The 18,623-nt window shown below is 52.6% G+C and carries 18 protein-coding genes; 11 read left to right on the top strand and 7 right to left on the bottom strand.

From position 1 onward, the window contains the following. The first annotated feature begins 62 nt into the window (after positions 1–62). From H144_RS0102390 to H144_RS0102370, 5 genes are all read left to right on the top strand, one after another. The gene (locus H144_RS0102390) at positions 63–686 is read left to right on the top strand and encodes a beta/alpha barrel domain-containing protein (RefSeq protein WP_019940431.1); all 624 of its coding nucleotides are present in this window, start codon (positions 63–65) and stop codon (positions 684–686) included. 138 nt (positions 687–824) lie between these two features. Further along, a complete protein-coding gene (locus tag H144_RS0102385) occupies positions 825–1,448 on the top strand; it encodes a PspC domain-containing protein (RefSeq protein ID WP_033402351.1) in 624 nt (207 codons plus the stop codon). 36 nt (positions 1,449–1,484) lie between these two features. Further along, a complete protein-coding gene (locus H144_RS0102380) occupies positions 1,485–1,670 on the top strand; it encodes a LiaI-LiaF-like domain-containing protein (RefSeq protein ID WP_019940429.1) in 186 nt (61 codons plus the stop codon). 5 nt (positions 1,671–1,675) lie between these two features. Next, positions 1,676–2,707, top strand: a complete 1,032-nt coding sequence (locus H144_RS0102375; protein WP_026350353.1) for a toast rack family protein — start codon at positions 1,676–1,678, stop codon at positions 2,705–2,707. A gap of 62 nt (positions 2,708–2,769) precedes the next feature. Further along, the gene (locus tag H144_RS0102370) at positions 2,770–3,465 is read left to right on the top strand and encodes a M15 family metallopeptidase (protein WP_019940428.1); all 696 of its coding nucleotides are present in this window, start codon (positions 2,770–2,772) and stop codon (positions 3,463–3,465) included. 5 nt (positions 3,466–3,470) lie between these two features. Here H144_RS0102370 and H144_RS0102365 read toward each other — a convergent pair whose 3' ends face one another. Continuing rightward, positions 3,471–4,190 (bottom strand): head GIN domain-containing protein, encoded by a 720-nt coding sequence (locus H144_RS0102365; RefSeq protein WP_019940427.1) that lies wholly within the window; start codon positions 4,188–4,190, stop codon positions 3,471–3,473. A gap of 169 nt (positions 4,191–4,359) precedes the next feature. Here H144_RS0102365 and H144_RS0102360 point away from each other — a divergent pair, with 169 nt between their 5' ends. From H144_RS0102360 to H144_RS0102350, 3 genes are read left to right on the top strand one after another with little or no spacing between them, the layout of a single operon-like run. After that, positions 4,360–4,980: an RNA polymerase sigma-70 factor gene (locus tag H144_RS0102360; RefSeq protein ID WP_019940426.1), complete on the top strand. Its 621-nt coding sequence runs from the start codon at positions 4,360–4,362 to the stop codon at positions 4,978–4,980. 2 nt (positions 4,981–4,982) lie between these two features. After that, on the top strand, positions 4,983–6,017 hold the full coding sequence (locus H144_RS0102355; protein WP_019940425.1) for a FecR domain-containing protein: 1,035 nt from the start codon (positions 4,983–4,985) through the stop codon (positions 6,015–6,017). A gap of 21 nt (positions 6,018–6,038) precedes the next feature. Next, on the top strand, positions 6,039–7,856 hold the full coding sequence (locus H144_RS0102350; RefSeq protein ID WP_033402350.1) for an STN and carboxypeptidase regulatory-like domain-containing protein: 1,818 nt from the start codon (positions 6,039–6,041) through the stop codon (positions 7,854–7,856). A gap of 2 nt (positions 7,857–7,858) precedes the next feature. Here the strand turns inward: H144_RS0102350 and nadE are convergent, their stop codons facing one another. Further along, positions 7,859–9,919, bottom strand: coding sequence for an NAD(+) synthase (nadE, locus tag H144_RS0102345; RefSeq protein WP_019940423.1), 2,061 nt, complete (start codon positions 9,917–9,919; stop codon positions 7,859–7,861). A gap of 109 nt (positions 9,920–10,028) precedes the next feature. Here nadE and H144_RS0102340 point away from each other — a divergent pair, with 109 nt between their 5' ends. Next, the gene (locus tag H144_RS0102340; protein ID WP_019940422.1) at positions 10,029–11,264 is read left to right on the top strand and encodes an ABC transporter permease; all 1,236 of its coding nucleotides are present in this window, start codon (positions 10,029–10,031) and stop codon (positions 11,262–11,264) included. Between the two features lie 103 nt (positions 11,265–11,367). On the opposite strand, the gene H144_RS0102335 is transcribed toward H144_RS0102340, so the two are convergent. The 3 genes from H144_RS0102335 to H144_RS0102325 all read right to left on the bottom strand — a co-directional run bounded on the left by H144_RS0102335 (position 11,368) and on the right by H144_RS0102325 (position 13,750). After that, positions 11,368–11,802, bottom strand: coding sequence for an Xre family toxin-antitoxin system antitoxin (locus H144_RS0102335; protein WP_019940421.1), 435 nt, complete (start codon positions 11,800–11,802; stop codon positions 11,368–11,370). Positions 11,803–11,877: 75 nt separating this feature from the next. Continuing rightward, positions 11,878–13,038, bottom strand: coding sequence for a methionine aminotransferase (locus H144_RS0102330; protein WP_019940420.1), 1,161 nt, complete (start codon positions 13,036–13,038; stop codon positions 11,878–11,880). Between the two features lie 103 nt (positions 13,039–13,141). Beyond that, entirely contained in the window at positions 13,142–13,750 is a 609-nt protein-coding gene (locus H144_RS0102325) for a redoxin domain-containing protein (RefSeq protein ID WP_157504411.1), read from the bottom strand. Positions 13,751–13,898: 148 nt separating this feature from the next. On the opposite strand from H144_RS0102325, the gene H144_RS0102320 reads away from it, so the two are divergent. Then, positions 13,899–16,040: a glycoside hydrolase family 31 protein gene (locus H144_RS0102320; protein WP_019940418.1), complete on the top strand. Its 2,142-nt coding sequence runs from the start codon at positions 13,899–13,901 to the stop codon at positions 16,038–16,040. Here H144_RS0102320 and H144_RS0102315 read toward each other — a convergent pair. After that, complete coding sequence (locus tag H144_RS0102315; protein ID WP_019940417.1) at positions 16,027–16,518, bottom strand: NUDIX hydrolase; 492 nt, start codon at positions 16,516–16,518, stop codon at positions 16,027–16,029. The two genes, H144_RS0102320 and H144_RS0102315, sit on opposite strands and share 14 nt — an antisense overlap. Positions 16,519–16,537: 19 nt before the next feature. Continuing rightward, a complete protein-coding gene (locus H144_RS0102310; protein WP_019940416.1) occupies positions 16,538–17,572 on the bottom strand; it encodes a LacI family DNA-binding transcriptional regulator in 1,035 nt (344 codons plus the stop codon). A 266-nt stretch (positions 17,573–17,838) separates the two neighbouring features. On the opposite strand from H144_RS0102310, the gene H144_RS0102305 reads away from it, so the two are divergent. Next, a complete protein-coding gene (locus H144_RS0102305) occupies positions 17,839–18,609 on the top strand; it encodes an SDR family oxidoreductase (RefSeq protein ID WP_019940415.1) in 771 nt (256 codons plus the stop codon). The last annotated feature ends 14 nt before the right edge of the window (positions 18,610–18,623 follow it).

Raw genomic sequence — 18,623 nt, 5'->3', positions numbered from 1 at the left:
TGCCTAATTTTGCGGTGTAATTTTTGAACATCCGGGCGAATAGCCGCATTTGCACTTACCCAATGCTTACTAAAACCGTAAAAATCAGCAATGTAACCAACCTTTCCGACGCACGCTATTGTGCGGGAATGGGCGTTGAAATGCTTGGTTTTTCTATTGACGAAGATTCTCCCCATTATATTTCTCCCAAAAAATTCGAGGACATTTGCTCCTGGCTGGCCGGCGTGACGCTCGTCGCCGAGACTGCCAAGACCGATCCCGACAGCATCCTGAGCGCATTGGCCGACTATCCGGTGCATGCGGTGCAGGTCAACGACCCCGGATTGCTCAACTACCTCCGCGCCGAGCTGGCCCTGCCGTTACTGCTGCGCATCAGTGTCGATCTGTACGATCCCGGCGAAATCAACCCGATCCTGAGCCGCTACGAGGGCGAGGTGACGCACTTCCTGCTTGAAAGCGACAACGAAGCCGAGCTTTCCGAGGCCTGGATGCAGGTTTTGACGGAAATCGAAGCGGAGTATCCCGTGCTCGTAGGCTTCGGGCTGGATAATGAATTTACCGTCAGCGCGCTGACCGAGCTGCTGCCGAACATCGGTATCGCATTGCGCGGAAGCGATGAAATCCGTCCCGGTTACAAGGATTTCGGCTCGATGATGGACATTCTGGAAGCGCTGGAAGAGCAATAAGCGCCGTTTTTCACGCATTCAAACACATTCTCACTAAAAATATCCGCTTAACACGCTCTCCCGCCGATAATAATTTTCCGGTTTACAGTATCTTGCATTACATACTACCTTTGATTACAAATAAACACTAAGCTAATCATGGAAAAGAAATTGCATCGCATACCTGACCAGGCTGTTTTTGGAGGAGTTTGCGCGGGGGTCGCTCAGTATCTGTCAATTGACGTCGTGATCGTACGCGTGATCTTCGTTGTAATGGCGCTGCCGATACTGCCCCCGGGTTTTGGAATGACCGGTCTGATATACATTATCCTATGGGCAGTGCTGCCTACCGGCCCCGCAGGTGAAGTGTACACGACGCACACCGCGTTCGGTTCCGAGCCTTCCAAACCCGCAGACCCGCTTTTCGATAAGAAACGGTCTGATCAAACCATGCTGATCCTCGGCGGGGTGCTGATTTTCTTTGGTGCATTGATGTTAGTGGACGATCTGCCGGTTTGGTACCAGTTTAAAAAATACTTTTGGCCGATCGTGCTGATCGCCGTAGGGGCATTCCTCATCCTTCGGCAGCGCGACAAGCAGCAGGAAACCAATTCGACCGTGTACCCGACCACGCCACCGCCCGTGGAACCCGTCGATCCCGGCCCCGATCCGCAGCCTTACACGCCGTTTTCTCCCAGCCCCGCTTCCGGAACGCATTTCCCGGAAGATCCGGAACTGAAAAAACCGGACAACGGCGACGACGACATTATTAAAGTCAACTAGGCATTACCTCCTGCATTTACCTAAAACCATACAGCCATGAATTTCAAAAACATTTTCTGGGGCGTGATCCTTATCGTAATCGGATCGCTGTTCCTCATCGAAGAACTGACCGCCTTCGATTTCGGACGCTTCTTCTGGCCCATTATGCTGATTGTCACCGGCGGATTGCTGCTCCTGCGCAACTACCTGAATGCCGACAATGCTAACCGTTCAAACATCTAAAAATCATGAGAAACTCACGTGGTATCGTTTGGGGCGGTTTGCTGATCATTCTCGGGGTGATCTGGCTGCTCAGAAGTATGAACCTGCTGAATATCGATTGGGACGCGGTGCTGCCCTACTGGCCGGTGCTCCTCATCCTCGCGGGCGCCATCCTGATGGCAGCAGGCCGCGAACGCGGATCGGGCGGCATTGTGGCGCTGCTCATTACGCTGTCCGTTTTCGGCGGGATTGTCAATAAAACCCACCAGGCAATCGATAATCACGGCGATAACTGGAATTTCGGGTGGCACGACGACGATGACGACAATTACGACCATCATCACGACGAAGACAACGACGACGAAGGTGACGACGACGACCGCGACGACGATTACCGGAAAGAGCGCTGGAAAAGCGGCGACCGGCCCGTTAACGGCTCTTACAATTATGAAATGGAGGATTTTATCCAGAAAGCCAGCTTCAACCTCGAAGGCGGCGCCGGGTCGTTCACGTTGAATGGCAATACTGCCAAATTGTTCGAAGCATCTACAAAAAGCACGGTTGTTGGCTTTAAATCAAGCACTTCGGTGAACAAGCTGAACAACACCGCCTCCGTTTCGCTGAAAATGGAAGAAGGCAATGTGAAGATCAAAAACGGCGAGATTTCCAATCAGGCGAAAATCCAGCTGAACGAAAAACCGATCTGGAATATCGACCTCGGTATAGGCGCCGGCAAAGGTGATTTCGATTTCAGCAACTATAAGGTTGAAAAACTCAAAGTAAGCACCGGCGTGGCCGATATGGACTTACGCCTGGGCGATAAGCTCCCGATGGCCGTCGTGGAAATCGAAGCGGGAGTGGCCTCGGTAACCGTGGAAATCCCGGAATCCGTCGGCTGCGAAATGCGGATGGACGGCGCGCTGAATGCCAAAAGCATGGACGGTATGAATAGCGTCGGCAACGGGGTTTACCGCTCTTCGAATTTCGATACAGCCGCTAAAAAAGTGATTGTACATTACGAAGGCGGCCTGACCAGTATCAACATCAAGCGTTACTAAGCAACCCGCCATTCCATTTAAAAAAGAATATCTTTGCAGCCTTGCAGAGATATTCTTTTTTTATGCTTAAAACCACACTAAACCTGCTGTTACTCACATTCGCGACCGTTCCTGGCATCGCCCAGTCCCCTCGGTCACTTCCCGCTATCGAGCAGAAAATGGTAGATCGCGGGCTGGTGGATATTCAAAAAGTCGACCCGGATATTTTAGTGGAATTGAAATATTCTACTACCGATAACTTCATCGGGCGCGACGTGTACGGCGAGCTCACGCGTGCGTACCTGCAACCCGAAATGGCCAGGCGCCTCGCCAAAGCCAGCGCATTGCTCAAAAAGCAGAAGCCCGGCTACCAATTGCTGGTCTATGACGCAGCGCGCCCCAATGCTGCCCAGTACGATCTGTGGAATGCACTGGACCATTTGAAAATCCCGGCCCGCAGCAAAACGCAATATGTAGCCGATCCCAAAATCGGTTCGAACCACAATTTCGGCTGCGCGATAGACCTCACCATTGCCGATGAAAAAGGCATTCCGCTCGATATGGGCACGAAATTTGACTATTTCGGCCCGCTCGCCTACCCGCGGTCGGAGCAGGAAATGCTGCAAAAAGGAAAGCTGACGGCGAAACAGATCGAAAACCGCCAGCTTTTACGAAAAGTGATGACCCAGGTGGGATTCAAGGTCAATACCACGGAATGGTGGCATTTCGACGGCATGTCGAAAGCGCAGGCCCGTGCCAAATACGGAATGATTCCCTGAACCGCCTAATCGGCCCGGACATTACTCCCACCAGTAACCTCCTTTTCGACCTTCGGGTTGCCGCGGTACCGGACCGTGCTCGCACCCGACGCCTTCACGTCCAGCAGGCGCGTCACCCACACGTTCGCATTGCTCGCGCCCGAAGCTTCCAGGTCCGACTCTTCCACCTGCAGGTCGAATGCATTGAGCTGCGACGCACCGGATGCTTCGCCGTCGAGGAACTTCATTTTACCAAACAGGTTCAGTTGCGAAGCCCCATTGATATCGAATTTCAAATTGGTACCATAGCCCTCAAAATCACATTGCGAAGCACCGGAAAGCTCGATTTCAATGCTGGGCAGGTTTTCGAAATCGTCGATCGTCGCATTCACCGCGCCTGAAAAATCGACTCCTGCCAGATCGGGCATGGTGATATTGATATCCATCCGCTGGCGTTTTCGCCACGAGTTTTTATAGCGCGCGGTCAGTTTTCCGTCCTGGACGAACAAATTGAGGTCGTCGAGGTCGTTGCGCTCGCCCGTCGCTTCCACGCTGAAAGATGCGCCGGCGACCACATGTACGCGGATGGCATCGCCTACTTCGAGCTCGTCGAAGTTTCGGAAATCGTAAGTGCGGGTCGTTTCGCCGCGCGGCGGGATGTCCTCGTCCTTGTTAATATATACACAAGACTGAAAAAACGGCGCACCGGCCAGGGCAATGGTGAATGCTAGAAAAATTCGTTTCATGGCTAAAAGATGTTTGGAGCTATGACAAGCGGCCCCCTGATTCCCCCTATTTAAAAAAATAAAATTTCTGATAGGGGGAAACACGGGGCAAGTTGTCTCAATCCAAAGGACATCCAAAATGACCGCTCTTCTATATCCGGAACCGCTAATCGAAAGAGATTATCTATTTTTGACCGAAAATCAAAAACAGATAACGGTGCATTCTTCCGACCCAGAAATAGTCAGCGCGATACGGCGGGGCGATGAACAGGCTTTTGAGCAGACATTCCGCACCTATTATCCGCGGCTGTGCAATTATGCCTGCTCGATGCTCAAAGATGAAGAAGAGTCCGAGGAAGTCGTGCAAACGGTATTCCTGACGATCTGGGAAAAACGGGAAGAGCTCGAAATCACCCTTTCGCTCAAATCTTATCTGTACCGCGCAGTGCATAACCATTGTCTGAACCGCTTCAAACACGCGACGGTACGCGAAGCTCACAAAGATTATACGCTTCATTTTACAAGCCAGTCGTACGACTCGGTGACGGAGGTCATCCACGCCAGCGAGCTCGAAGAACGCATTGAAAGAGCGGTGAGCACCTTGCCGGAGCAATGCCAGAAGGCATTCAGACTGAGCCGTTTTGAGGAATTGAAATATCAGGAAATTGCAGATCAGTTGGGAATATCCATTAAAACGGTGGAAAATCAGATAGGAAAGGCATTGAAGATCTTGCGCACGGAACTGGCGGATTACCTGCCAGTGACGCTTTGGTTGTTTGGTAGCATTGTTGAACAGTTAATCAGATCGTAAACATGAATTCTCATGCAAACATATCGGAGGAGCTGTTGGCACGTTACCTGGCCGATACAGCTTCGGAGTCCGAAAGAGATGAAGTAGAAACATGGCTCGCAGCCTCGGAAGCGAATGCCCGCGAACTGGCGGCATACCGGCTGATCTGGGACCACACGGCGTCTATGCAGAAGTCCCGGACGACCGTCGATACGGACGCAGCCTGGAAGAAAATGAAGGGTAAAATGTCGGAGAATAAGGCTCCGGCAATCTTACCGGAAGAAGTTGTCCGGGAGACCAAAACGATCGAGTTCCGGCCCGGGGTGCGGCAGCGGCGGTTGCCGGTAACCGTTTGGGCGGCCGCGATGATCGCCATTCTCGTGACCGCATTCGGATGGTTCTTCTTAATGTCGGAGAAGAAGCCCGAATCGCGTCAGGTAGCGACGACCGACAATACCACCGAACAGCTTTTACCCGACGGCACGAAGGTATTTCTCAATTACAATTCGACATTGACCTACCCTGAAAACTTCAATGGCGACCTGCGCACGGTTTCCTTGCAGGGAGAGGCGTTTTTCGATGTGAAACCGGATGCCGCCCACCCGTTTGTGATCCAGGCCAATGGAACGGAAATCCGCGTACTCGGCACGTCATTCAATGTAAAAGCATATAACGAAGCACCTGTACGTGTGGATGTTGCAACCGGAAAAGTACGTGTGAGCAAAGATGCGCACCGTGTGGAACTGGTCAAAGGGCAGAGTGCGGAAGTACTGAAAGACTCGATACGCAGCCTGCAAGCGAATATCAATATGATGGGTTACCGCACGCAGATTTATGAATTCAACGCGGCCGATCTGCAAGACGTCGTGAGCTCCATCCGCGACGGCTACCACGTGGACGTGCGGCTTTCCAACGACAAGATCGCGCAATGCAGGCTCACGATCCGATTTGAAAAAGAACCGGTAGACGCCACGCTGTCCGTGATCGCCGAAACGCTCGACCTGAACCTGCGCAAGGAAGGAAAAGTGTATTGGCTCGATGGAAACGGTTGCCAGTAAACAACTTGAAGTTATCCTGCTTTGAAACTACTTTACAGACTTGCATGCTGGTGTATCTGCATTTGCCTGCTCCCCGGCCATTCCATGGGGCAGGAACTGCTGGAAAAGCGCATTACACTGAAAGTAACGAACCAGCCGCTCGACGAGACGCTCCAAAAAATCGGCGATCTCGGCGGGTTCAGCTTTTCGTACAGCCCGGACATGATCGATATCAAAAGCCGGGTGTCCATTCAGGCCGTAAACCTGAGCATTCGCGAGATACTGACGGCCATTTTTAAAGACAAAGTCACATTCAAAGAGCGCCGCAAATACATTATCCTGCAAAAAAGTACGGCTGTGGACAAGCCCGAAGAACCTGAAAACTTCGACCTGAACGGCTACATTATCGATAACAAAACCGGCAAAAAACTGGCCAATGCCAGTATTTTCGAGTCGGTAACGCTGGCTTCGGCCGTCAGTAATCAATACGGTTATTACAAAATCCGCCTTCCGGCGACGCATCCCAGGTTAAGGCTGGAAGTGCGGAAGGAAGATTATATCGGCAAATCCATTCCCATTCCGACGCGCAAAGACACCTATTTACAGATTTCACTCAACCCCGACACCTTAAAACCGATTGCCGGGAAAGTCGCCACACACACGCCCGTACAGGTGGATTCGCTGCATACGAAAGTCGCCATTCCACAGTTTGAATTAGCGAAAGTGGATCTGCCGCGCGATACGATGTTCCTCGACAGTACCACCGGTTCCCGCAGCCTTTCCTGGACCGACTATGAGAACCTGCGAAAAAAAGCCCGCGTGGTTCAAAACAAATTCGTGAGCGCGTTCGCGTCGGCTAAGCAGGCGGTGCATACCCGCAACATCGAAGACACGCTCTATGCCCCGTTTCAGGCATCCGTACTGCCATTTTTGGGTACGAATCATGAGCTAAGCGGTAACATTGTCAATGAGTACTCGATTAACCTCATTGCGGGATACTCGCTGGGCGTATCCAAATTTGAGGTCGGCAGTCTGATCAACGTCGTACGCGGGAATGTGACGGGTTTCCAGCTCGCCGGCGTGAGCAATGTGGTGGGCAACAATGTAACGGGTTTTCAGTATGCCAATGTCCTGAATATGACGCTGGGTAACTTCACGGGCTTCCAGGGAACGCATTTACTCAACTATACCGGCCGTAATTTCAGGGGATTCCAGGTGGCAGGCGTCGGTAATGTCGTGGTGGGGGAATTAAACGGCTACCAGTTTTCAGCCGGCTACAATTACGCGCATACCGTTAAGAAAGGGCACCAGATAGGCTTCGTCAACTACTCCGACTCCACGGCTACCGTCCCTTTCGGGCTATTCAGCTGGGTGCACAGCAATGGTTACAGGCGCTACGAGTTCTCGACCGACGAGTTCAATTATTTCAATACGGCTTTTAAAACGGGCGTGCATTGGTTTTACAACATCTTCAACCTCGGCTTCAATGGCCTCGCGAAGGATAAGCCGCTTATCACCATTGGCTACGGCTTCGGAACGGCCCAAAACCTCGGCAAAGGTTGGAGCACCAACGCCGATCTCACCGGCAGCGTCGTGTTCCTGGACAACCAAAATGCCGACGGTATCCACCAGGGCATCGTCAAATTCGCATTGGGAATTGAGAAGAAGTTCGGCTCCCGCTTCGCCCTGTTCGCCGGCCCGTCACTCAACACCTTTTTCGCCGAACACTCCGGCCTGATCAATCCCGAAGGAAGAAAGGGCCTCTCGCCGATCTGGCTGGGCGAAAAACCCGACGGCTCCACCCGGGCCTACGGCTGGATCGGGTTCCAGGCCGGGATCCGGTTTTTGAATAAAATATAAGGTTAAAACCCAATCCGTTTCCGCCCGTTCTGTACCGCGGCGCCATTTACATAAGCCCTTAGTTCAGCTAGTTCCTTTTCAAAACCGCCTGAAAGGATCGGGAAACGGCACCAGGAACGGGGATCGAGATTGCGATCGTCGAGGTGGAAGGACGGGGCGTAGCGCTCACGCTTCCATTGGTTACGGCTCCAAAGCTTGAAGAAACGCTCGGTCCAGCCGAGGATTTGCTCTACGTTATAAACACCTTTGTAGCGTACATACAGGTTTCGGTAGCATTCCACCGGCGACTTCTTATCGCGGATCGCCAGCCCTTCGAGGTCGTTCAGGAACTCGTAAGGCATCAGATCGGCTTCGTCGGTTTGCGTTTGCGCCAGCGGGCGCAGTTCGGCAGTCGGTTGCAGGCTGTTTACTTTTTTCAAACCTTCAATGCGGATGTGCTTGCCTTTCACTTCACAGCCCACGGTTTCAAGCCAGCGGAGCCATTGGCGCAGGTAATGCTTGTCGATGCCTGCCAGCGGGCTGATACTGCCCGATGTGTCGCCATCCATCGTAGCATACCCAACGGCGGCTTCCGAACGGTTGGAAGTAGCGAGCAAAAGGTGGTTAGACAGGTTGGTCAACAACCACACGCCCGGGGCACGCACGCGCGCCTGAATGTTTTGCAACGCGATATCATCCTGTTCCCAGGTCAATTTCCGCCCGATCTGGTCTTCAATCAAGCCTTTGTAGGTTTCAACCAATCCATTGATATTCACATTATAAAACGTAGAACCAATGGACTCAGCCAGCGATTGCGCCGATTCCAGCGTATCTGCCGAGCTGTTTTCCGTACCCTGGTAAATATTGTGGATCAGCACTTTGGCCAAATCCTCCTCTGTTTTAGCGGACTGAATGTCCTTGATGTAAACGAGTTTCTGCTTGAAACGCTCCATACCAATGCTCTCATCGGCCAGCCGTATCATGAGCCCGCACAACGCCGTGCACGCACATGAGTCGGCGCCGCCCGAGAGCGAAACTGTGAAGCCGTTCGAACGGCTCTTGCGCAAATAATCAAACAATGCGAGGCATTCGGCCCGCGCGAATTCCTCTTCCTTCAATGCACCGCCTTTTTCAAATGGCTCTATTTCGGGTATTTGCGGCAGCACCGGTTCAATATCCGGGAAGTCGAACCGCGCTGGTACACGCCATGTGCGCTCTTTGGACGGAGCCGCGATCTTGCTCTGCACCTGGCTCAGGCGGGTATACTCCGTGTCGATAACAGCCGTGGTGATCACAAAATCCTCATAGCTGAACCGCGGGCTCGAAGCCAGCAGATCACCATTGGAAGCGATCATGGCGTCACCGTCGTAAACGGCCCGGCCGGCTTCATTACCCAGGAGATTGGTATAAATATAACTACAAGAAAATGAGCGCGATGCATCCACAACGAGCTTCTCCCGGACCATAAACTTGTTGAATGCGAAGTGGCTCGCGCTGGGGTTCAGGATAATGTCGACCCCACGCTCGTAATGCCTGCGTGCGGGACGGTTGGCTACCCAGCCGTCCTCACAGATTTCAAACGCGATCTTCACGCCATGCGAGCCGCCCAGGATAGGTCCGGTAGCCAAATCGAAAATCACGTCTCCGATCGGGTAAAACATCTGGTTCACCTCGATGCTCTCCACCACGCCCGGCTGCCACGGCTTGAACCACCGCGCTTCATAGTGAATACCATTGTTGGCCAGGTTTTGCTTGCAATAGAAACCCGCGATCTGTTTGTTCGAAATCAGGCAGGCGGCGTTGTACAGGCTGCCATTATGCCGCAGCGGCAAACCCACCGCCACGACCATCCCCGCAGTTTCTTCCGCAATTTCCAGCAAACACCGCTGCGCCTGCTCCACCAGGTCGGGCGCGAAGAAATAATCGTCGCAGCCATACCCGGAAATGCAAAGTTCCGGCAAGCATAGCAGGCTTACTTCCTGGCTCCGGGCCGCGCGGATCGCGTCGACGATATTTCGGGTATTGGCCTCCCAGGCCATGGGTGTCTGGTTTACAACTCCGGAAGCAACTTTGATCAATGGCATGGATAGCAGTATGTTTTCAAGCAGGCAACTTAATAAAAAAATGCGTTTTTAGAACCGGTAAGGTTTTTTCCTATTTTTGTCAACAACTAATTTAAAGAACAGATTCCTCTTGCAGTTCCCCTCATTCATCGCCAAACGCATTCGCCATAACGAAGCAGGGTCATTCTCTGCGACGGTTTCACGGATCGGCGTGGCCAGTATCGCGATCAGCATCGCCGTGGGGATCATCGCATTCGCCGTGCTGCTTGGTTTCAAGCAGACGATTCAGCAAAAAATATTCCTTTTCGGCGCGCATATCAATGTAAATGCATTTTCGCAGGGCAATACCTACGAGGAAGGGCCATTACCCATCAAGAACGCCGTTTCGGAAGTGCTCCCGACCATTCCCGAGGTACTCCGCTGGCAGGCGGTAGCACATAAATCGGGCATCCTGAAAACGCCCGACGAGATTAAAGGAGTGATTTTAAAGGGAGTAGGAAAAGATTACGATTGGAATACCTTCAAACCAAGCCTCGTAGAAGGCAAGCTGATCGAGCGCAACGACTCGTCGTCGATCAAATACGGGTATTCATCGCAAATCCTGATCAGCCGGAAAATCGCCTCGCAAATGCGCCTGAAAACCGGCGACGACGTGATCATGTATTCGCTGCAAAATCCGCCGCGCCCGCGCAAGCTCGTGGTGGCGGGAATATATGAAACCGAAATGGAGGAATTCGATAACAACCTCATTATCGGTGACATAGGACTCGTGCAGCGGCTCAATGGCTGGGGCCCGGATTCGGTAGGTACTTATGAAATTTATCTCAAAGATTTCCGTGACCTCGACTACGTCACGCACCAGCTCCGCCGCGAGCTGCCACCGGGGCTTTATTTGCAAAAAGTGACGAGCATTTTTCCCCAGATATTCGACTGGCTCATCCTGCTCGACCGTAACACAGCCGTGTTCCTGACATTGATCCTTTTCGTGGCCTGTTTCAATATGATTTCGATCCTGCTCGTCATGATCATGGAACGGACGCCGCTCATCGGTCTGCTGAAGACGCTCGGAAGCCCCAACGGGCAGATCCGTATGATTTTTTTCCGGGTGGGCCTGGACATGGTGCGCAAGGGCCTCATCATCGGCAATATAGGCGGCTTACTGCTCTGCTGGCTGCAATACCAGTTCAAACTCATCCCGCTTGACCCAGTCAACTATTACATGGACACCGTACCCATCGTATTCGACTGGGCTATTTTTATCACAGTAAACATTGTAACCGTCATCATCACCGCGCTCATCCTGCTGATCCCGACGCTGATCATCACGCGTATTCAGCCGATCAAGGCGTTGCTTTTCAAAAAATAGGAGAATTCAGGAGAGGAGTTTTGATTCCAGCGACCGCCGTACAGCTTCGCCCCATTACCCGTAAAATCATCGATATATGCCCTGGCTGCAAGACGGTAGGCGATCATATGTACACGCCGTGCTCCATACGACCCAACTCATTGCAGATCAGCTTCACGCCCCAGAACGAGCGCAACGTGGTGAAATCCTGCGTTTCCCCTAATACTTCGCGCGGCTTGCGCAGCCATTCCCCGAACGCCGCCACGCTTCCGAACACTTCCATGCCGAGCTCGCACATGTTTTCGAGCTGGTATAAATGCTCCGCGTAAAGCCCTTCAAATGGCTTACCTTCTTTGAGATACCGCTGCAAAGTCCTGTCACTAATGTGCAGAATATCAGCCCATTCGATTTGAGTAAAAGACAGCTTGCCCGATAGTTCCTGAAAACGGCCGATGGGAAACAAATCCACCGTTTTGCGGGCAACATACAACACTTCCGGCTCCGCCGCAATCCGCAGCGGGGTGTTATTCTCGTACTTGCGATATTGTATCGTTTTCATAACTTCCGAAATTTGTCAGATTAGGATACGACTTTTTCCGAAAGTGAGCAACGCCTTCTCTCCCTCCAATTCTTTTTACCAACGTGCTTGTTTCAATAATTTGCCGGCTTTTTCCAGCGTATTGTCATGCTTTGCGAAGCAGAATCGCAACGTTTTGTAGTCGGTTTCCCCTGCATAAAACGCAGAAACCGGGATAGACGCGACGCCGATTTCCCGGGTCAGCCGCTCGGCCAATGTAGTATCCTTTTCGTCGGAAAGGTGTGCGTAAGAAACGTTTTGGAAGAAGCTGCCTTCCGAAGGTTTCAGTGTAAAACCAATGTCCTGAATAGCGTCGTTGAACAGGTCTCGCTTGCGCTCGTAGAATGCCGAAAGCGACAGATAATGCTCCGGCTCGGACAGGTATTCTGCTACGGCAAACTGAAAGGGCGTCACCACGCTGAAAACGAGGAACTGATGTATTTTCCGGAACTCCGCCGTGAGATGCGCCGGCGCAAGGCAGAAACCGAGTTTCCAGCCGGTCGTATGAAATGTCTTACCAAATGAACCACACACAAATGTGCGCCCGGCCAGCGAAGGCAGCGACGCCGCCGAAATATGCTCGCGGCCGTCGAAAACGATGTATTCATACACCTCGTCGCTGATCACGATCAGGTCGGATTCCTCGGCCAATGCAGCCAGTTGCTGCAAATCGGCGGCCGTCCAGACTTTTCCCGTAGGATTATGCGGCGTATTGATGACGATCGCGCGGGTTTTTTCCGTCACGCGGGCTCGTACAGCCTGCCAATCGATGGATTCGTATTGCGGGTCGAGGGTGACGAACACGGGAATACCGCCACTGAGCTCGATCGCAGGTACGTAACTGTCATATGCAGGCTCGAATACAATCACCTCGTCGCCGGGATGCACCACCGTGCTGATGGCCACAAACAATGCCTCCGTGGCACCGCTGGTAATCGTGATTTCAGTAACAGGATGGTAATCCCTTGCGGAACTTTCAAAAGTTTTCCGTGCAATGGCCTCCCGCAGCGGCAATGCGCCCGGCATGGGAGCATACTGGTTCTTGCCCGATTTCACATACTTGTCGGCCAGTCGCTGCAATGCCGGTGCGCAGTCGAATTCCGGGAAACCCTGCGCCAGGTTGAGCGCCTGGTGTTCCTCGGCCAGGGCCGACATTTTGGTAAAAATCGTAGTCCCCACATTCGGGAGCTTGGACCGCAAACTGCTTTTCAATAACATATCCCAAAATCCTGTTAAACAAATACCGTGTCAGCGGCAAAACCAAAGATAATGCATGGTTGCCAGGCTGACACGGTAGGAATGCCAAAGTATGTAAAATCGGCTAGCGGCCGTCGTAAATCGCTTTCAGGATCGTCTTCGCATCCGGCGCATTGTCAAAATTTTCGTCTACAAATGCATATCCGATGCGGCGGTCGCGGCCCAGCACGAACAGCGAAGGCGTGAAAACCTCGTCGGAAATGCCGGCAATGCGGTCCCAGATCGGCGAAGTTTCCGAAAACACGCCGTATGAGCGCGCTACATTGTAATTTTTATCATGGTAAATCGGCAGCTCAGTTTCCAGCTTTCTGGCGATCCGACCGATCTCCTTCTGCGATTCGTTCGTCAAAATCAGCAGCTGACCGCCCAGCGCGTCCACCTTCGGCGCGAGTGCTTTCAGGGCTTCGAGGTGCTTCGGCGCATAGCTGCCCCAGCAATTACAATAGAAACTGAGCACAAGGGGTTTGAAATGCACGAGGTCCAGGACCGAGCGCGATTCATTGTCGGATGCCGCGGCAGTCAGCGAGGTAACGGGCAGCCCTTCCTCGTTGCGGAGGTAGAACAACGGCGCCAGTTCGCCTTCTTTCGGCGGTTCGATCTGCTCTTCCGCAACGCGCTGTTTGAGCTGTAAAGTGGAAACGTTGCCTAGTTCGTCTTCAATTTCGTAGTACATAATGCCAGGGGTCTTCTGATTTCGGAATACGAATTTAGCCATAATCTATTTATCCTACAAATTTAATAGACTTATTTTACCACCATCTGCATTTAGTATAAAACCGCATTCCAGCCTTATAGTATTGATTTACGAGCTATTATCCGCCATGCGCTACCTCTGTCACGTTCTTTCAATCCTGATTTTAAGCTCCATACCTGCCCTTCTTTTCGGGCAGATTATCACCTGGAAAGAGATCCACCCGGGCATTTGGAAGGGTACGGCAGGCAAGCCCGATGCCTACGATTTGCTCAAAGCCGCGGAAGCGACCGCCTCGCCGGCACTCGCCAGGCTGCCCAAACAGGACTTTCCGCTGGATCAAACCGCCATTACATGTCAGTTGAACAATGGGAAATCATATGTACGCCTGCCGCTGCAACGCGATGAACAGCTGTACGGCTTCGGACTGAATTTCCAGACGATCCACCAGCGAGGCCGCATTATGCAGCTCCACGCCGACCATTACGGCAAGTCGGACAATGGCCGCACGCACGCACCGGTGCCGTTTTACGTGTCATCGCTCGGTTATGGTGTGTTCGTCAATTCTGCGAAATACATTGATGTGTATGCAGGCTCAGGTGTGCGGAAAGATGCTAAAAATCCGCCCAAAGTCATGGACCGCAACACCGATAAGAACTGGGAAGCGCACCCCTATTCCGACGCGGTGGAAATGCTGATACCGGCCGAAGGCATTGAAATCTACGTTTTTGCAGGCCCGAAACCGGTCAATGCGATCGAGCGTTTCAATCTGATGAGCGGCGGGGGCTGCCTGCCGCCACGCTGGGGGCTCGGCTTCACGCAGCGCGTCCACAGGCTCTACACCGACGAGCAGGTCAAACAGGAAGCCAAAGCATTCGAAGAGAAAGGTTACCCGCTGGATTTTATCGGCCTCGAACCCGGCTGGCAAAGCAAATCCTACCCCTGTACATTCGAATGGGACCGCACGCGCTTCCCCGATCCGGCGCGGTTTGTAAAGGAAATGGACCAAATGGGCGTCAAAATCAACCTCTGGACGAACCCGTATGTATCGCCCGATGCCGCCATTTACAAAAACATAGCTCCCTATACCGGCACGCACACGGTTTGGAACGGCATTGTACCCGACCTGTCGATGCCCCAGGCGCGCAAAATTTTGTTTGACCAGTTTGAAAAAGAGCATGTCAGAATCGGTGTCAGCGGCTATAAGATCGACGAGGTGGACGGCTTCGACTCCTACCTCTGGCCCGATGTGGCGACATTCCCGTCCGGCCATTCGTCCGAGCAGATCCGCCAGACCTATGGCCTGCTGGTCCAAAAACACAGCTTCGACATGTTCCGCCGCAACAACATGCGCACCTACGGCCTCGTGCGTGCCTCCAATGCGGGCGGGGCTCCGTTCCCCTACGTGATTTACAACGACAATTACAGCCACGAAGACTTCATTACCGCGCTTATCAACAGCGGCTACACCGGCGTGCTCTGGACACCCGAAGTACGCGCCTCCAAAACCGCCGAAGAATGGCTCCGCCGATTCCAGACGGTATGTTTCTCGCCGATGGCGATGATCAACGCCTGGTCGAGCAGCATGCAGCCGTGGACATTTCCCGAAGTAGCGCCGCAAATCAAGGCATTAGCAGAGCTGCGCATGCAAATGATGCCCTACTGGTACACCGAATTTGCCAAATACCATTACAACGGCACGCCGCCTTTCCGCGGGATGAGCCTGGAAGAAGGTTTTGGAATGAATGTCCGGAAAGAAAAAACGCCCACCAACCTGCAAGACAATCCTTACGAAGAAGCTGTCACACGCGAAGTGAAAGACCAGTATATGGCCGGCGAATACCTGCTGGTAGCGCCGCTTTTCACCGGCCAAACCACCCGCAAAGTCATTCTTCCGAAAGGAAAATGGTACGATTTCTACACCGGCAAGCTCGCAGGCGATGGCGAGGTGATCACGATTACGCCCGGTATGGACCGCATTCCCGTGTTCGTCAAAGACGGGGGCATTATCCCCATGATGCCTGCCAGCCTGCACGCGCCACGCGCGGGGCAGAAAACCGACATTGAAATCCGGCATTATGGTCAAAAGAACGGCAGCTATCGGCTTTACGACGACGACGGCGAAACTTTTGCCTACGAGAAAGGTGCTTTTGCATGGCGTACCATCCATGTGGAGCGAGCAGGCGGCCGCCTGAAAGGCAGCATTTCCGCACCCGAAAACGGCAAACCCAACTCGGTCGGCAACGTCACGTGGCGATTTATGACGGAATAGGGTTTCCTGCGTCGAGATCGGTATAGCCGGAGTTGTAATGCCCTTTTTCCAGTGGACTTTTGGCTAATGCTTCGGTGAGGAATGCCGGATAAACCGCTATGGAATGCAAATCGGCCACATCGTGCCAATGGAAAAGCAACTCGTCCTGCCCTTCCGAACCCAGGAAATCCTCCTGATGCGGCAGGTCGTGGATCTGCATGGAAAAATAGAATCCAATCTCGTGGTACTTGTCGCCATCGTACGAAAAGAAATTCTCCGAAACCCAAAGCATTTCGCCCGCCTCGGCATTCAGCCCGGTTTCCTCGCGCATTTCGCGCTGTAATGTATCTTTGGAGAATTCAAAAAGCTCGGCGCGGCCGCCGGGAAGCGTCCAGAAGTTGTCCGAAGGTGTTTTGTGCAGCAGCACTTTGCCATTCAGGACAGCCACCCCGGCTACCCTGTAATTGAACAATGCTCCATCGATGCGCAGGCTGATCATCCGTAATGCGGTTTTTCCGCTAAACTACGGTTTTTCCGACAGACGATTCCCGGATTGTCAATGCCGTTTTGAGCGAGCGTGTCTCAAACTGGTCGGTTTTTTGCGGATGTTCAATAAGCCTGATCAACAATTCCACCGCCTGCTGGCCCATTTCCATGGCAGGCTGCATCACCGTCGTCAGCGGCGGATTGAGCAGGTTCGCCACGCTGATATTGGTAAACCCGACGATCGCGATCTCGTCGGGCACCCGGACACCCTTCCGTTGCAGCACCGACATACAGCCCGTTGTAAGGCGGTCGCTGGCGGTGAAAATCGCATCGGGCGGCTCGGGCAGGTTCAGCATTTCCTCGATCGCCGCTTCATTTTCCGCCTCTATTTTGCCCCCGTACAAACAATACTTGACATAAGATTCGTCAAATGGAATGCCATAATCTTCCAGTGCCTTTTTATAGCCCGCCAACCGCTCGGTGGTGATGGACAAATAAATCGGGCTGGTCAAATGCGCAATGCGTTTCCGTCCCGAAAGGATCAAATGTTCGGTGGCCTCGTAGCTTCCCGTAAAATTATCGGCTACGACCTTATGCGTCTCAATATCGTTTGGTACGCGGTCGAGAAACACGATCGGGAGCCCTTTTTCCATCAGTTCCTGAAAATGTACAAGATTGGTCGTGAGGCTCGCCAGCGACACGAGCAAACCATCCACACGCCTGGAAACCAAGTAGTTGGTATTCGCCACCTCGCGTTCGTAAGAATCGTGACTTTGGAAAATCACGACATGGTAACCCAGGTTGTAGGCAATGGATTCGATCCCGTTGATGAGCTGGGAAAAGAAATGGTTCGCGATTTCGGGGATGATGACGCCTATCGACTTGCTTTTACTGTCTTTCAGGCTGAGCGCGATGGGGTTAGGCCGGTAATTCATCCGCTCGGCGTACTCCATGACCAGTTTTTTAGTCTCCGGGTTAATCTCGTAGCTATTCCTTAATGCACGTGAGACCGTCGAAGTCGACAGGTTCAGTGCCTTGGCAATATCCTTAATGGTGATGGTTTCCAATGGAAAAATTGGTTTATTCCAACTTATTATTTGTATAAAAATATCTTACCGCACATGACAACAACTCGCCGGACTGCTATTTTATCTTAAAAGTTACATCTATCCGGCTCAACTGACAACGTTCCCGATAACGATTGCACAAAAAAAGACAATTCGTTATTTGATTTTTCTGATTATTCAGTCTAACATCGTTCGGGTGAGGTCTATTAACACCCGACGCTAAATTTATCGGATACCCCGAAAAAGACAAATCATAAAACCCATTAATGAATACCGTTAATTTATTTGACCTTACCGGAAAAACTGCATTAGTGACCGGCTGCAACCGCGGCATCGGGAAGGCGATGGCCGAAGCGCTGGCAGAAGCGGGTGCCGATATCATAGGTGTGGCATCGTCCGAATTCCAGGAAGGAAACGAAACCGAAAGCGCCGTTTTGAATGCAGGAAGGAAGTTTTTCCCCTACCGCGCCGACCTCGGCAACCGCGAAAGCCTGTATCAATTTATAGCAGCGGTCAAAAAGGCACATCCCGTCATCGACATTCTGATTAATAACGCGGGCATTATCCTGCGCCAGCCCGCCGCCGAACACCCGGACGAATATTGGGACAAAGTACTGAATATCAATCTCGACGCACCTTACATCCTCGCCCGCGAGCTGGGCAGGGACATGATCGCCCGCGGATCGGGCAAGATCATTTTCACTGCTTCGCTGCTCACATTTCAGGGGGGCATTAATGTGCCTGGCTACACGGCTTCCAAAAGCGCTATCGGCGGCCTCGTGAAAGCATTGGCCAACGAATGGGCCGGTAAAGGCGTGAATGTGAACGCGATAGCGCCTGGATATATCAATACCGACAATACCGAAGCGTTGCGCAATGACCCCGTTCGCAGCAGGTCCATCCTCGACCGCATCCCGGCCGGGCGCTGGGGCTTGCCGGAGGATTTCAAAGGGCCTGCATTGTTCCTCGCCTCGGACGCGGCCTCGTACGTGCACGGGACCATTCTCACCGTCGACGGCGGATGGATGGGCCGGTAGTCAATCATTTTTTT

Source organism: Dyadobacter beijingensis DSM 21582, assembly GCF_000382205.1.
In the GTDB taxonomy this organism is placed as follows: Bacteria; Bacteroidota; Bacteroidia; order Cytophagales; family Spirosomataceae; genus Dyadobacter; species Dyadobacter beijingensis.
Note: the sequence above shows the minus strand (reverse complement) of the source record. Positions and strands in the feature narration are given on the sequence as shown.